At 69.7% G+C, this 14,483-nt stretch carries 10 protein-coding genes; 6 read left to right on the plus strand and 4 right to left on the minus strand.

Going from position 1 to position 14,483, the window contains the following annotated elements:
* Window positions 1-141 precede the first annotated feature (141 nt).
* The 6 genes from FDA38_RS32825 (at window position 142) to FDA38_RS32850 (ending at window position 9,532) form a co-directional block, all read left to right on the plus strand.
* Window positions 142-2,427: a sigma-70 family RNA polymerase sigma factor gene (locus tag FDA38_RS32825; RefSeq protein WP_137258066.1), complete on the plus strand. Its 2,286-nt coding sequence runs from the start codon at window positions 142-144 to the stop codon at window positions 2,425-2,427.
* A gap of 265 nt (window positions 2,428-2,692) precedes the next feature.
* Window positions 2,693-3,979 carry an aspartate--tRNA(Asn) ligase gene (aspS, locus tag FDA38_RS32830; RefSeq protein WP_137258067.1) on the plus strand — a complete coding sequence of 429 codons (1,287 nt, stop codon included), beginning with the start codon at window positions 2,693-2,695 and terminating at the stop codon, window positions 3,977-3,979.
* On the plus strand, window positions 3,979-4,827 hold the full coding sequence (locus FDA38_RS32835; protein WP_137258068.1) for a phosphotransferase family protein: 849 nt from the start codon (window positions 3,979-3,981) through the stop codon (window positions 4,825-4,827). Before aspS ends, FDA38_RS32835 begins: the two co-directional genes overlap by 1 nt.
* A gap of 7 nt (window positions 4,828-4,834) precedes the next feature.
* On the plus strand, window positions 4,835-6,058 hold the full coding sequence (locus FDA38_RS32840) for an ArgE/DapE family deacylase (protein ID WP_137258069.1): 1,224 nt from the start codon (window positions 4,835-4,837) through the stop codon (window positions 6,056-6,058).
* A gap of 6 nt (window positions 6,059-6,064) precedes the next feature.
* The gene (locus tag FDA38_RS32845; RefSeq protein ID WP_137258070.1) at window positions 6,065-8,626 is read left to right on the plus strand and encodes an ATP-binding protein; all 2,562 of its coding nucleotides are present in this window, start codon (window positions 6,065-6,067) and stop codon (window positions 8,624-8,626) included.
* Window positions 8,627-8,752: 126 nt separating this feature from the next.
* Window positions 8,753-9,532, plus strand: coding sequence for an alpha/beta fold hydrolase (locus tag FDA38_RS32850; RefSeq protein ID WP_137258071.1), 780 nt, complete (start codon window positions 8,753-8,755; stop codon window positions 9,530-9,532).
* A gap of 50 nt (window positions 9,533-9,582) precedes the next feature.
* Here the strand turns inward: FDA38_RS32850 and FDA38_RS32855 are convergent, their stop codons facing one another.
* From FDA38_RS32855 to FDA38_RS32870, 4 genes are all read right to left on the minus strand, one after another.
* Complete coding sequence (locus FDA38_RS32855) at window positions 9,583-10,806, minus strand: serine hydrolase domain-containing protein (RefSeq protein WP_137258072.1); 1,224 nt, start codon at window positions 10,804-10,806, stop codon at window positions 9,583-9,585.
* A gap of 32 nt (window positions 10,807-10,838) precedes the next feature.
* A complete protein-coding gene (locus FDA38_RS32860; protein WP_137258073.1) occupies window positions 10,839-11,507 on the minus strand; it encodes a DUF4097 family beta strand repeat-containing protein in 669 nt (222 codons plus the stop codon).
* A gap of 102 nt (window positions 11,508-11,609) precedes the next feature.
* Window positions 11,610-12,065 carry a hypothetical protein gene (locus FDA38_RS32865; RefSeq protein ID WP_137258074.1) on the minus strand — a complete coding sequence of 152 codons (456 nt, stop codon included), beginning with the start codon at window positions 12,063-12,065 and terminating at the stop codon, window positions 11,610-11,612.
* Window positions 12,066-12,190: 125 nt separating this feature from the next.
* Window positions 12,191-14,467 (minus strand): ATP-binding protein, encoded by a 2,277-nt coding sequence (locus FDA38_RS32870; RefSeq protein WP_137258075.1) that lies wholly within the window; start codon window positions 14,465-14,467, stop codon window positions 12,191-12,193.
* Between the last annotated feature and the right edge of the window lie 16 nt (window positions 14,468-14,483).

Consider the following 14,483-nt stretch of genomic DNA (forward strand, 5'->3'; position numbering starts at 1 on the left):
CTGGCGATCTCGTCAGAGAAGGAGCACCATTCCGCGTCAGGAATGGTGCGCGAATCCGTCTCACGTGGGAGCCTTGTCTCCGGCAACTAAGTGACGGACCGTCACGTTGCTGCACTGACAGTCAGACCCACGGGGAGATCGATGGACACGCCGCCAGGCCAGCCGGATGTTGCCGGCGACGCCGAACTGATCGCGCGCGTCCGCAACGGTGACCTCGAGGCGTACGGCGAGCTCTACGCGCGGCACCATCACGCCGCCGAGCGGATGGCACGCCAGCTCGTGCCGGCCAACGACGCCGACGATCTGGCCAGTGACGCGTTCGCCAAGGTCCTCGACGCGCTCCGGGCCGGCGGCGGCCCGGACATCTCCTTCCGCGCATACCTGCTGACGACGGTACGGCGGGTGCACGTCGACCGGATCCGCTCCGGCAAGAAGGTGCAGTCCACCGACGACATCGCGTCGTACGAGCGGGAGCCGGAGACGTTCGACGACCCGACCGTCACCGGCTTCGAGAGCGGTGCGGCGGCGAAGGCGTTCGCCAGCCTGCCCGAGCGCTGGCAGGCCGTGCTCTGGCACACCGAGGTCGAGGGCGAGAAGCCGGCCGCGATCGCTCCCCTGCTCGGCCTGACCGCGAACGGTGTGTCCGCGCTGGCCTACCGGGCCCGCGAGGGTCTGCGCCAGGCGTACCTGCAGCAGCACCTCGCCGACGTCGCCGGCGACCGTTGCCGGTGGACGACCGAGCGCCTGGGCGCCTACGTCCGCGGCGGTCTGACCAAGCGCGAGAACCGGAACGTCCGCGAGCACCTGGACGACTGCGCGAAGTGCACCGCGGTGTACCTCGAGCTCGTCGAGGTCAACAGCGCTCTGCCGGCGCTGCTCGCCCCGGCCCTGCTGGGCACCGCGGGCCTCGGCTACCTGGCCGCTGCGTCCGGCGCGAAGGTCGGACTGGTCGGCTTCGTCGTCACAGGTTGGAAGAAGGCCACCGAGAACAGCACGCGTACTGCGGTGGGCGCCGGCGCGGTCGTGGTCGTCGCGATCGCCGCCGTACTCGCGGCCATGGCGCTGACCGGCAACGACAAGCCGCAGGCGGCGATCGAGAAGCCCCCGACACAGCAGCCGACCCAGCCGCCCGGGCAGAAGCCGACGGTCCCGCCGGTCGTGCCGCCCTCGGTCAAACCGCCGTCGACCCGGCCATCGGCGTCCAACCCGACGACGGCACCGACCACGGCGCCCACGACCGCGCCGACCACAGCGCCGACGCAGCCGAGTGCCACGCCGACCCCGACCGCGACCACGCCGCTCCCGACGACACCCACTCCGACGCCAACGACGCCAACGCCGACCACCCCGGTGTTCGACGAGGCCCTGGTGACGATCAGCATGCCGAGCGGCGGCGGCAGCCCGGCCAACCGGGAGACGACCGCAAGCGCCGCCAGCGGGATCCGGTTCGTGATCACGATCAAGACCCCGGCCGCCAACCCGAACCCGGTGGTGATCGGGCTCAAGTACGGCGCCGAGCTGGACTGGCCGCTCACCGGTAACCCGCCGGGCTGGACCTGCAACGCATCAGCCGGCACGTGTACGGCGAGCAACCCGGCCGCACCGTCGGCCCTGCCGGTGACCTTCAGCGGCCCGACCGGCGGCACGGCCGTGGACCGCACGTTCACCGTCTCGGCCAAGACCGGCCGCCTCTACGACGACGACTCGGCGACCGTGGCAGCCCAGCCGAGCACGGACGAGAACCTGCTGAAGATCCTCGACGGCAAGGCCGACCCGGACGTCCACCACCGGATCATCACCGTTGCCCCGCGCACCGACCGGACCAAGGTGACGCTCAAGCTCAGCTACGGCTCCGAGCTCGAGTGGCCGATCGCGGCGAACCCGGCCGGCTGGAAGTGCTCGTCCTCCACCAAGACGTGTACGGCGACCAACCCCGACCGTCCCGCCTCGCTGCCGGCGAACTTCGACGTACCGGATGACTCGTCGAACGCGGCCCGGACGTTCACGGTGGCCGCGACGGCCGACCTGGTCAGCGACACCGACTCCGACGTGCTGCCGGCCGTCCAGCAGGACGAGTCGCTGCTGCAGATCCTCACGCCGACACCGCAGACCGACCCGAACCCGTTCGTCTACAACCGGTTCCTGCAGGTCAACGGCGCCAGCGGGCGGAAGGTGACCCTGGACATCTCCTGGGGCCGCAACCTGGTCTTCCTGCCGTCGTGGGCCAACGGCTGGACCTGTGACCGGACCAGTGACATCCGGCGCGCGACCTGCTGGACGAACAACTACAAGAAGCCGCTCAACTCGGAGTGGAACGCGTGGCTGCCCGGCACCGGGTCGAACAACGCGCTCACCGTCCACGCCCGGGTCGGCGGTCGCGAGGACACCGACAGCGTCCAGATCCCGCCGACGTCCAGCCGGCGGTGAGCGGTGCTGGTTTCAAAATGGGGTTGCCGGGTCCCCTATCCTGGAACTGTTCGCGCTGACGGAACCGAGTAGCGCCGTACACCACGTTCGAGAGAGTCGCCGGTAGCTGTGAAGGCGATACGTGGAGCGGTGGCGAAGACACTCCCGAGCGACTGCTGTGCAAGAGGCCGGGCCCGTCGGGTCCGGTGAAGGTGTGGTGGCACCGCGAGATTCCCCTTCGCCCACACCTCCGGGGTTCGAGAACAGACCTGGAGGTGAAACAGCAATGCGCATTCTCAGTCATGAGATCCCCTCAGCAGTAGGCCAGTCCGTCACGGTGGCCGGCTGGGTGCACCGAAGACGACGGCTCGCAGCCGTCAGTTTCCTGATCCTGCGCGACCGGTCCGGCCTGGCCCAGATCGTCGTGAAGGGCACACAGGCCCAGTTGTTGGACGAACTGGGTGAGGAGACTGTCGTTCAGGTGACCGGTACGGTCGCCGCCAACCCGCAGGCTCCGGGCGGCGCGGAGATCGTCGACCCGGTGATCGAGCCGTTGACCGAACCGGCTGCCACACTGCCGATCGAGCTGTGGCGTCCGACCGTCGGCGCGGGGCTTCCCGTCGTACTGGACAACGCACCGGTCGCTCTTCGGCACCCAGTGGTCCGCGCCGGTTGGGAGATCGCCGCGGCTGCCATGCACGGATTCCGCGAGGCCCTGAGCAGTCAGGACTTCACGGAGATCCAGACGCCGAAGATCGTCGGTACGGCGACGGAGTCCGGGGCGAACGTCTTCGCGTTGGACTACTTCGGCGGACCGGCGTACCTGGCGCAGTCGCCGCAGTTCTACAAGCAGCAGATGGTCGGAGTGTTCGAGCGGGTCTTCGAGGTCGGTCCGGTGTTCCGGGCCGAGCCGCATGACACGGTCCGGCACCTGGCGGAGTACGTGTCGCTGGACGCGGAGTTCGGCTTCATCACCGACCACCGCGACGTGCTGGTGATGCTGCGCTCGGCGGTCGCCGGAATGCTCGCTGCGGTAGGCGAACGGGCCGGTGGCGCATTGGAGCGGCTCCAGGTCGAGCTGCCCGAGATCCCGGTCGACGTACCGGTGGTGCACTTCAGCGAGGCGTTGAAGATCGCCGGTGCGGACCCGGACGAGCCGGACCTGGCGCCGGCCGACGAGCGCGCGATCGGCGAGTGGGCGCGGCGGGAGCACGGCAGCGAGTTCGTCGCGGTCGAGGGCTACCCGATGGTGAAACGGCCGTTCTACACGCATCCGCAGCCGTCGGACCCGCGGTGGTCGAACTCGTTCGACCTGCTGTTCCGCGGGATGGAGCTGGTCACGGGTGGCCAGCGCCTGCACCGGTACTCCGACTACGTCGCGGCGCTGGAAGCCCGCGGCGAGTCGGCGGAGGCACCGGCGTACAGCTCGTATCTGCAGGCGTTCAAGCACGGGATGCCGCCGCACGGCGGATTCGCGATCGGGCTCGAGCGGTTCGTCGCGCGGCTGACGGGTGCCGAGAACATCCGCGAGGTCACGCTGTTCCCCCGCGACCTGCACCGCCTCACGCCCTGATGGACACCACCGAGTCGGTTGTCGCCGAGCTGAACGTTGCCCTGGGCACCGATTATCGGCTCGTGCGGCAACTGACCGGTGGGTTCCAGTCGGGTGCGTTCGAGCTCACCGGCGGTGTCGTCCTCAAGTGGACCGACAACCCTGGATGGGCAGCACGGGTACGGCGGGCGGATGAGCTGGTCCGCCGCGCCCGTGCGGTCGGGTATCCGACACCTGCCTGGCTGACCGTGGGTACGACGGCCGCGGGGTCGCCGTACCAGCTGCAGGAGTTCGTGTCCGGTACGCCGGTGCGCGACTACTCGGTGGTCGACGAGTCACTCGCCCGCGAGCTGATCGCTATCTGCGAGCTGCAGCGCGGTCTCGTGCCGGAGCCCGGGATCAGCTGGTCGGCGTGGTCGCGCGGCGTGGTCCTGGAGGGCTGGGACGGCGTGTGGGAACGCGTCAGCAAGTACGGCGGTGATCTGCTCCGGCGCTACGAGTTGCTCTGCCGGCCGTACCGCGATGCGGAGCTGCCCGACGACGACTTCGTGCACGGCGACCTGAACCTCGGCAACCTCATCGTCCAGGACGGGCGCGTCACCGGGATCGTCGACATCGAGGCGGCTGGTGCCGGCTCCCGGGCGTACGACCTGATCTCGCTGGCGACGTCGGCGGCGCGGGACGGTGCCGCACCAGGCGTGGATGAGCTGTTCGTCGAGGCGGCGCTGCGGGCCGGCGGGCGGGCGGCGGTCGCGTTGTGCGCCGGGGCGGCGTACGTGAGCATCGCCGAGTTCGTCCATGACCGCGTCGGGTCGGCCGAGCTGATCGAGTACGGCGCTCGGAGGGTGCTCGACCTGCTCGATGCATGATGTGCGCATGACGAGTGAGGCCGAGCGGGCCGTGCTGGCCGCGATCGACGACGAGCGGATCATCGCGGACCTGCGTGACCTGGTGCAGATTCCCAGTGTCGACGGGACCGCGGCCGAGACCGTCGTACAGGCGTGGTGTGCTGAGCGGCTGGGCGCGCTCGGGGTATCGGTCGACCACTGGCGGTTGGATCTCGAGGCGTTGACCTCTGACCCGGAGTTCCCGGGCATGGAGGTCGAGCGGGACGAGGCCTGGGGCTGTGTCGGCTTGCTCGGTGAGGACGGGACGCCGGGGCTGATCTTCAACGGGCACGTGGATGTCGTGCCGGGTGATGCGTTCGAGGCGCGGATCGAGGACGGCGTGATGTGGGGGCGCGGGACGTGTGACATGAAAGGCGGCGTCGCGGCGATCCTCGGCGCGGTGGCGGCGATTGTTGCCTCCGGCATCCGGTTGCTCAAGCCGCTGGCGGTGCACACGGTGATCGGCGAGGAGGACGGCGGGCTCGGCGCGTTCGCGACCCTGCGCCGCGGTCATCGCGGCGAGGCGTGCCTGATCGCGGAGCCGACCGCCGAGGCCGTGATCCCCGCCAACGCCGGCTCGCTGACGTTCCGGCTGGAGGTCCCTGGACTAGCCACCCACGGCTCGACGCGCAGTCGTGGCGTGAGCGCGATCGAGAAGTTCACCGTGATCCAGCACGCCCTGCAGGAGCTTGAGGCCAAGCGCAATCAGGACCCGCATCCGCTGCTCACCCACCTCGACCTCGCCAACCCGTTGTCCGTCGGCACGATCTCCGCCGGCGATTGGGCGAGCACCGTTCCCGACCACCTGATCGCCGAGGGCAGGTACGGCGTACGCCTCGGCGAACCGCTCGACGAAGCGCGCAAGGTTTTCGAGGACGCGGTCGCCGGAATCGAGGACGAATGGCTGCGCGATCACCCGGTCAAGGTGACCTGGCCGGGCGGTGCGTTCGCATCGGGGGTCCTGCCTGACGGTGACCCACTGCTCACCGATACCGTGCAGACCGTGATCGACACCGGCAGGCCGGCTCCAGAGGTCCGAGGCGCTCCTTATGGCTCGGATCTCCGGCTGTACGCCGCGGCCGGCATCCCGACGCTGCAGTACGGACCTGGCGATGTCCGCTACGCCCACGCCGCCGACGAGCACGTGGTGCTGGCCGACGTACTGCACGCCGCCCGCACCTACGCCCTCCTCGCCGTCCGTCGGTGCGGTTGATCCACGGTGGCGCCGCTGCGGGGACGGTCCCGGGAGCTCGGGGAGCTCCTCGACGCGCTGCGCTCGGCCGGCAACGGTCGCGCCTCGCTCGCCGTCGTCAGTGGTGAACCGGGGATCGGCAAGTCGGCACTGCTCGCGGCCGCGGTCGAGCAGGCCGAGCGGCAGGGCTTCCTGGTCACCAGTGCGGCTGCGCACCAGAACGACAACATCAGCCCGCTGGCCTCTCTCGCACCCGCTCTGCGCGCTGGACCGGAGCCGCTGATCGCTACCCAGGACTTCCTGGAGCTGGCGTCACTCAACACCCAGCCGCTCTGGCTGGCCGAACGCCTCGCTGACCTCGTCGGCCGGCGCCTGGCCGGCACCCGCACGCTGATCGTGCTGGACGACGCCCAGTGGTCCGATCCGCTCACTGCCTTCGTACTGCGGGTCGCCATCGCCCGCCTCTCGGCCGCCAACCTGCTGTGGCTCCTCGCCAGCCGCCCCGGCAACCTGATCGACCAGCTGATCGACGCGGTCGGCGACCAGGTCCCTGTCCACCACCTTCCGCTCGAGCCACTCACCGCGGACGCGATCCAGGACCTCGCCGCGGACCGGTTGAATCACCCGGTCGACCCCGCTCTCGCCGTCCAGCTCGCAGGTGTGCAGGGCATCCCATTCCTGGCCGAGCAATTGGTCGCCGGCCTATACCTGAGCGACGAGAACGCCGCTGGTCCGCTCCCAGCCGGCCTGGTCGAAGGGGTACGCCGTCGTACCAGCGGTCTGTCCGAATCGAGTCGTGAGCTCGTGCGGACCGCTGCGGTCTTCGGGAGCGAGTTCCGGCTCGAGGACGTCGCCGTACTGATGGCCGCGCCGGTCGCCCGGTTGGCAGCGCCGTTGGAGGAGGCGATCCAGGCCGGTCTGCTGACGGACGCCGGTTCGGTACTGCGGTTCCGCCACGAGCTGCTGCGATCTGCCGCGCTGGCCGACGTACCGCCATCTGCCCAGCGGGCGCTGCATGGCGCGATTGCGAACCAGCTGATGTCCGCGGGACGCGGTGCGGCTGCTGCGGCGCCGCATGTGCTCGCGGTCGCGCAATCCGGTGACGTAGCTGCCGTGGAGACGCTGCGCGAAGCCGCGCGTGACCTGCTGGCCACCATGGCGACGACAGCCGCGGAGATCATCCAGGATGCGTTCGAGCTGACACGCGTGGACGATCCGCTGCGTGCTGAGGTCGGCGTCGAGGTGGTGAGCATTCTGCTCACTGCACGCCAGTACGACCGGGCGAAGGCGTTCGCCGACGACCTGCTCAGCGGTACGGCGCTGTACCTCGGACCGATCACGCCTGAGCTGGTGACGACGGTCCGGCTGCATTTGGCGCCGTACCAGTGGGGTAATCAACGTCTCGACGTACAGGAGCTCAGCCCCAGCGACCCGCGACTGGCGGCCTACCGTGTGCTGGCTGGAGCAGACGTCCCCGGAGCATCGGACGACCCCGTGGCGCAGGCGATCCTGCAGGTCGCTGCGGCCGAGCAGGCCCGCGCTGAGGGCAGGTACGCCGACGCCCGCGACCTGTACGTCGCTGCGCGGCAAGCGGAGACCGGACTGGGGAGTTTGCCCGACGCTCTGGTCGAGGTCGGTGAGTTGTACTGCCGCGCTGAGGCCGACGAGCTGGCAGCCGCACTGGAGCGTGCTCGTGAGCTGACGACCGCAGGTGATTCCTGGTCGGCTCCGCAGCTGGCTGTGTTGCGCGCGCGGCTTGAGTACGCCGCCGGCAACCTGCAGGAAGCAGAGAGCGCTGCCACCTTGGGTCTGCGCTGGATGGACCAGTTGCACGACCGGACGCTGGCGCCCGCGGCGGACCAGGTGCTTGCACTCATCGCACTGGCCCGCGGTCACCTGACCCACGCCAGAAAGCTCGCCGGTAGCGATCCGACCATCACCACCTTGCTGGCGATCGCGGACGGCGATGCGAAGGCCGTCGGTCGGTTGGCCGTCACGCGGCCGGACTTCCCCGACCGGATCAGTTTTCTACTGCAGGCCGATGCCGCCGATGAACTGGCACGGCTCAGTCCGTCCGCAGCAAGCCGCGGGGCACTCGCGGTCGTGGCTGCGGGCAACGATGTCACTGAATTGCTGGAGGCTGTTGAAGTGGTACGTACTGCGAACCGACCCCTGCTGCTCGCCCTGGCCGAGGAACGCCTGGGCCGAGCTGCTCTGGCGGCCGGCGATCGCCAGACCGGTGTCCCGGCGCTGGAGCGGGCGCTGGACAGTCTGACCGCTCTGGGCGCCACCGCGCCGGCCGGGCGGATCCAGGCAGTGCTGCAGGCGGCCGGAGTACGGCGACGACGATGGGCCGCAGTACCGCCGAGAGCGCAGGAGGGGTGGGAGGCGCTCACCCCGATGGAACGCCGGGTTGCACTGCTCGTGGCCGAGGGGCACACCAACCGGTCTGCTGCCGAGGAGCTGGTCCTGTCGGCCAGCACGGTCGGGACGCATCTGCGGGCCGTGTTCGGCAAGCTGGGGGTCAACTCGCGGGTCCAGCTGACCCGTCTGGTGCTGGAGCGGTTCGGCCCTCCCCCGAACGCATGAGATTCGGGTGCACCGGCGGCGCCGAACACGTGATCCGGCGCTGACAGGTTCACCTGTTCGCTCGATCCGGCAGGTCGGGGTTCAGCGGTTTCCTTTGTGGCAAGCAACCACGAAGGGAACATCGACATGAGACTCCGTCACCTGATCGCAGTCGCCGCAGCGGCGGTCATCACCGTCACCGGCATCACCACCGCGAGCGCTCAGACCGAGCACAAGCCCAAGCCGACCATCGTTCTGCTGCACGGCGCGTTCGCCGATGCGGCGAGCTGGTCCGAGGTGGCCGGCCGACTCCAGCGGGACGGCTACACCGTCGTCGCCCCCGCGGTACCGCTGCGTGGGATCGCATCGGACACGACGTACCTGCAGGGCGTGCTGAACACGATCCCCGGTCCGAAGGTGCTCGTCGGGCACTCGTACGGCGGTGCGCTGGTCAGCGAGCTGGCCGGGACGAGTGGAGTGAAGTCGCTGGTGTACGTCGCCGCGTTCATCCCGCAGGCCGGTGAGACGATCGGCGCGCTCAACGCGCAGTACCCGGGCAGTGAGCTCGGGCCGGACACGACGAGCACGATCGCCTACCCGGGCGGTGTGGACCTGCTGGTGAAGCCGGAGGCGTTCCACCAGGTGTTCTCTGCCGACCTGCCCGCGCGACAGGCCGCAGTACTCGGTGCCTCGCAGCGTCCGATCAACGCGGCGGCGTTCGACGAGAAGGTCCTGACGACCGCGCCGGCCGGACTCCCGAAGTACGCCGTGATCCCCACCGCTGACCACGCGATCGCACCGGCCGCGGAGCGCTTCATGGCCCAGCGCGCGCACGCCACGGTCGTGGAGGTGCCGGGCGCATCGCACCTGGTCGCCCTGTCGCACTCGAGCACTGTCGCCCGCGTCATCGAGCAGGCAGCCCGCTGAAACAGCCGTCGGCCGGACCGCTTGCATGAAGCGGTCCGGCCGGCTGGTACTCAGATGGCCTGGTAGAGCGTGGTCCAGAAGTCACCCGCGAGCTGCACCGCGGACGGCACCGTCGTGCCGACCTGGGTGAGCAGGATGCCGACGATCTGGTTGGTCGGGTCTGCGTACGTCGACGTACCGGCGCCACCGTCCCAGCCGAACTGGCCTACCGGCGCGTAGTCGCCCCGGTAGGTGCGGACGGCCATCCCGTAGCCCCAGCCGCCCTGCTGTCCCTGGCCGAACGAGATGTGCACGTTGTCCCGGGCCAGCGTCTCGCGTGCGGCCAGCACCTCCGGAGTGAGGCTGTTGCTGGTCATCAGCTCCACAGCCGGCTTGGACAGGATCTGCTCGCCGTTGTGGACGCCGTGGTTCAGCAGCATCCGGAAGTACGCGTGGTAGTCGTCGGCGGTGGAGTTCAGTCCGCCGCCACCGCCCTGGAACGCCGGCGGAGCGCTGTGCCGGCCGCCCTCCGCCTCGTCCCACACCTGGAACTCGCCGGTCGCCGGGTCCGGCGCGTACAGCGGAGGCAGGCGGTCGATCTGGTCACCGGGCACCCAGAAGCCGGTGTCCTTCATGCCGAGCGGCTCGAAGATCCGCTCGCGCAGGAACTCGTCGTACGACTGACCGGTGACCCGGGAGACGAGTACGCCGACCAGGTCGCTGCTGATCTGGTACTGCCAGCGCTCGCCCGGCTGGTACATCAGCGGAAGCGTGCTGAGCCGGCGCATCCACTCGTCCTGCTCGGGCATCGGCACCGGCCCGTTCGGCGTGATGCCCTGCTCGAACAGGGCGCCCATGATCGGCGTACCGATCATCGTCATGTCCATGCCGAGCCCGAAGGTCGAGGTGAGCACGTCCCGGACCGTGATCGGCCGCTTCGCCGGCACGGTGTCGTCCACCGGGCTGTCGATCCGCTTCAGCACCTGGCGGTTCGCGAGCTCGGGCAGCCAGGGCTCGACCGTGTCGTCGAGCCGCAGCCGGCACTCGTCGAGCAGCACCATCGCGGCCGAGATCGCGACCGGCTTCGACGTCGACGCCATCCGGAAGATGGTGTCGCGCTGCATCGGGGCGCCACCGTCGTGGCGCATGGTCCCGAGCGTCTCGACGTGCGGCTCACCGTCGCCCCGGCTGACCAGGGCGACGATGCCGGGGATCTTCCCGGAGTCGACGTGCCGGGCGAGTACGTCGTGCAGCCGGCGCAGACCCGTTTCGGTGAAGCCGTTGGTGGTGGACATCGTGGGGTGCTCCTTCGATTGGTAGTTGGAGATCAGAGGCTGCGGGCGACGATGTCGCCGACAGTGGTGGTCGCGCGGATGGTGAGCTGGGCGCCGGCGCCCTCGGCGTTCTTGAGCGCGTTGTCGATCCGGCCGGTGGTGGTGCCGGCGTTCAGCGAGGCCGAGACACCGGCGGCGGCGCCGACCTCGATCTCGCCGACGTCGGTACGCAGTTCGAGCGCGCCGGCGGCGGCCTCGGCGATCCGGATGTCGCCCTTGCTGGTGCGGATCTCCGCCGGGCCGTTGAGGCGGCCGACCGAGACGTCACCGGCGGTCAGGGTGAGCTTGGCGCTCGCGACGTCCTCGAGGTCGATCGAGCCGTGCGCGCTGTTGATCGCCACGTCGCCGAGACGGCCGGTGGAGCGCAGCTCGGAGCTGGCGACCTTCACGTCGACCTTGGAGCCGGCGGGCAGCTCGACCTTGACCGCGACGTAGCCGGACGGGCCGAAGTACTGCTTCTTCGCGGTGATCTCGACCCGCAGTACGCCGTCGGCGTACGCGACCTTGGCCTCCTCGGCCGCCTTCACGTCGCGGCTCTTGGAGGAGTCGGCGGGCAGGACCTCGACGGTGGTGTCGGCCCGGTCGGCGGCGACGAGCTCGATGCGGCCGGCGGGGATGTCGAGGATTGCGGAGATCGGCTCGGGGGTGTTGAAAGTAGACATTGTCGTACCTTTCGGATTCGTTGAGTTTGTTTGACTGCGACCAGCTTCGAAGACCGCCCTGACACCGGGCCGCCGTAGCCCTGACACGGCCCCTGACACGTGTCAGCAGCCCAGGCGGTCGGCGATGACAGCCAGCACCTGCTGCAGGTCACGTGCCATCCGGGTCCGCATTCCGAGCTCGGCGATGCCGGGCGCGAACCCGGGATGCTCGGGTAGGACCCGCTGCACACGGTGGACGACTCGCGTGCCGGTCGAGCAGGCAGTGACGGCGTGAACACCGCCGTACCAGCTCTGTACTGCGAGCCTGCAGCCGTCCACCTGGATCTCCACCGGCTCGACGTGCCCTGCCAGCTCGGCCCGGAAGGTGTGTCCGTCAGCTACAACGGTCATCGCTCCCTGGCGTGCTGCCGAAGCCCTGGCCAGCACCAGCAGGTTGTCGTCGCCGACCCGTCCCGCGGTGACGGCGAGGAGCAGCTCGGCGACCGCTGCGACGGGCGCGGCGACCGTGCCCTGCACCTCCCACAGCGTGGGCAGTGCGTCCAGTTCGTTGAGCAGCATGGTGGAGAGACTGGCCGAGGCGCTCGGCCCGGACCACCCACAGCTGTCCCGCCGGGACGCGGAATCGACGGCTGACCTGCACTTTTGCAGGATCGAACGGCTGTCCCGGGACGGGACGGGACAGCTCAGGACGCACGGGACAGGCCGGAGCGGGCCTCAGGCGCCAGGTAATCGAGCCCATGAGCGGTCGCGAGCTCCAGCGCCTCCTGGAAGTGCCGAGCAGCGGTGTCCCGGTTGCCGGTGGCCAGGCATGCCTCCGCGTACGGGAGGTGAACGCGCGCCAGCCGGTCCGGCTCGGCGGCCAGTTCGAGGATCGCGACCGCCTCGGCCTGCCTGGCCGCGGCCTCCTCCGGGCGTCCGAGGTGGAGCAGCGCCACGGCTACGTCGGCGAGGCTGATCGCCTCGAAGAACGCATGGTGGGTCTCCCGGTTGATGTCGACGGCCTGTTCGGCGAGGTCGAGCGCGGTCTGCGCGTCGCCAAGGTCGAGTGCGGCCTGGCTGAGCACGTCCAGGCACATGCGGGCGGTCTGCCGGTCGGTCTCCCGAGTCGTCTCGAGTACGTCGGCGGCAATCTCACGGGCCGCGGCATAGTCGCCGTGGCTCCGCAGAGCATGACTGAGGCTGGCCCGCAGTCGCGCGCGTACGGCGACCTCGTGCGGCGGCACCACGGCCACCGCACGCTCCAGGAGCTGCACGGCGCCTTCTGCGTCAGCGAGCTCCCCCTGGACCTCCCCCTGCTGGAACAGGCACATGGCTTCGCCGACGGCGTCGCCTTCTGCAGCCATCAGCACGCGGCCGTCCTCGAGCTCGGACATCGCCTCGTCCAGCCGGCCCATGCGCAGCAGCAGACTGCCCAGCAGGTACTTGTGGGAGGCCAGCACGCGGCGGTCGCCGAGCCGTTCTGCGACGGGCAGGGTGACATCTAGACCTTTGCGCAGCAGCTCAGAACCGCCGCGTCGCGCATGAGCCATCGTGGCGAGCTGTGCAAGTCCGACCGCCGCTGTGTCGACACCCAGCTGCACCGTGAGTGCGAACATCGCCATGAGGTTGTCCCACTCGGTGTCCAGCCACTTGATGGCCGCGTCGTGGTCGCACAGGTCTGGAAGCGATGGCGGTGGTTGTGACACGGTCGTCGGGAGCGGGATCAAGATCCGGATCTGCTCCCTCACCGCGAGCATGCAGCTCAGGTAGTAATCGGCCAGCCGGCTGATCGCCGGAGCCGGATCGGCAGTCGGGTCGTCTGCGCGAGCGGCCTGTCGCAGCAGGTCGTGCATCCGGTAGCGGCCGGCCGACGGCTCCTGGACCAGATGGACGTCGACGAGGTCTTCCAGCAGCGAGCGCGCGTTCGCCAGGGGGATGCCGGCCAGTGCGGCCGCGGCGTACGCGTCGATGTCTTCGCCGGGGACCAGGCCGAGCAGGCGGAACATGCGGCGCTGCGCTGGGTCCAGCTGTCGCAGTGACATCTCGAAGACGTCCGACACCGCCAGTTCGCCCTCGCGTAGCCGCTCCACCAGAGTGTCGAGCGTCCATGCGGGTCGGTGCCGGAGTCGCGCCGCAGCGACACGGATTGCCAGGGGCAGGTTGCCGCAACGACGCAGTACTTCGTTGACGTCGCCAGGCCGTGCTCCGCCTGCGGACTCGACGAACAGCTGTGCGGCATCCTCACTGGGCAGTACGTCCAGCGAGATCGGCTGTACGCCGTCCAGCTCGACCATGCGGCGTCGACTGGTGATGACGACGAAGATCTGACCGGCACCGGGCAGCAGGTCCCGTACGTGGTCGGCGTCTGCGGCGTTGTCCAGCAGTACGATCGCGCGCCGCGTCGCCAGCTCCGACCGCCACAGCGCGGCCCGCTCCGCGAGTCCTTCGGGAATCCGGCCCAGCGGCAACCCCAACGCGGACAGCAGCACCCGCAGCGCCTCGGCCGGCTCCACCCGCTCCCGTCCCGGAGTGAACCCGTGCAGGTCCAAGTAGAACTGCCCGTCAGGGAACTCCGCCGTCAGCAGGTGCGCAGCGTGTACTGCGAGCGCCGACTTCCCCACTCCGCCCATTCCGTCGATCGCCACGACCTGCGTGGTCCGGGCAGCACCGAGAAGCGCGTCCAGCTCGGCCCGGCGTCCGGTGAAGGCAGTGACGTCGTGCGGAAGGTCATTGCGTACAGGAGCGGCCGGAGCCGTCTGCGGTCCCTCCTTGGCGCGCTCCCAGATCTCGCGCAGTGGTCGCGGATCCCGACCCGCTGCTTTACAGAGCGCAACGACCGTCGGCCAGGGCGGTACAGCCTGGCCGGAGAAGTACCGCGAGAGCGAGGAACTGCTGGCGTCGATGTCGCGTGCGAGCTCGCGCAGGCTCCGTCCGGTCAGGTCGCGCAGCTGTGACAGCTGCCCCGCCAACTCATCGCGCACCCTCAACCTTTCGCCG

The organism is Kribbella jiaozuonensis, assembly GCF_005233875.1.
Lineage (GTDB): Bacteria > Actinomycetota > Actinomycetes > Propionibacteriales > Kribbellaceae > Kribbella > Kribbella jiaozuonensis.

Excerpts from the sequence above, each read along its gene's own strand:
- FDA38_RS32850 (WP_137258071.1), top strand. The coding sequence starts at position 8,753 with ATGAGACTCCGTCACCTGATCGCAGTCGCCGCAGCGGCGGTCATCACC.
- FDA38_RS32840 (WP_137258069.1), top strand. The coding sequence starts at position 4,835 with ATGACGAGTGAGGCCGAGCGGGCCGTGCTGGCCGCGATCGACGACGAG.
- aspS (WP_137258067.1), top strand. The coding sequence starts at position 2,693 with ATGCGCATTCTCAGTCATGAGATCCCCTCAGCAGTAGGCCAGTCCGTC.
- FDA38_RS32860 (WP_137258073.1), bottom strand. The coding sequence starts at position 11,507 with ATGTCTACTTTCAACACCCCCGAGCCGATCTCCGCAATCCTCGACATC.
- FDA38_RS32835 (WP_137258068.1), top strand. The coding sequence starts at position 3,979 with ATGGACACCACCGAGTCGGTTGTCGCCGAGCTGAACGTTGCCCTGGGC.
- FDA38_RS32825 (WP_137258066.1), top strand. The coding sequence starts at position 142 with ATGGACACGCCGCCAGGCCAGCCGGATGTTGCCGGCGACGCCGAACTG.
- FDA38_RS32865 (WP_137258074.1), bottom strand. The coding sequence starts at position 12,065 with ATGCTGCTCAACGAACTGGACGCACTGCCCACGCTGTGGGAGGTGCAG.
- FDA38_RS32855 (WP_137258072.1), bottom strand. The coding sequence starts at position 10,806 with ATGTCCACCACCAACGGCTTCACCGAAACGGGTCTGCGCCGGCTGCAC.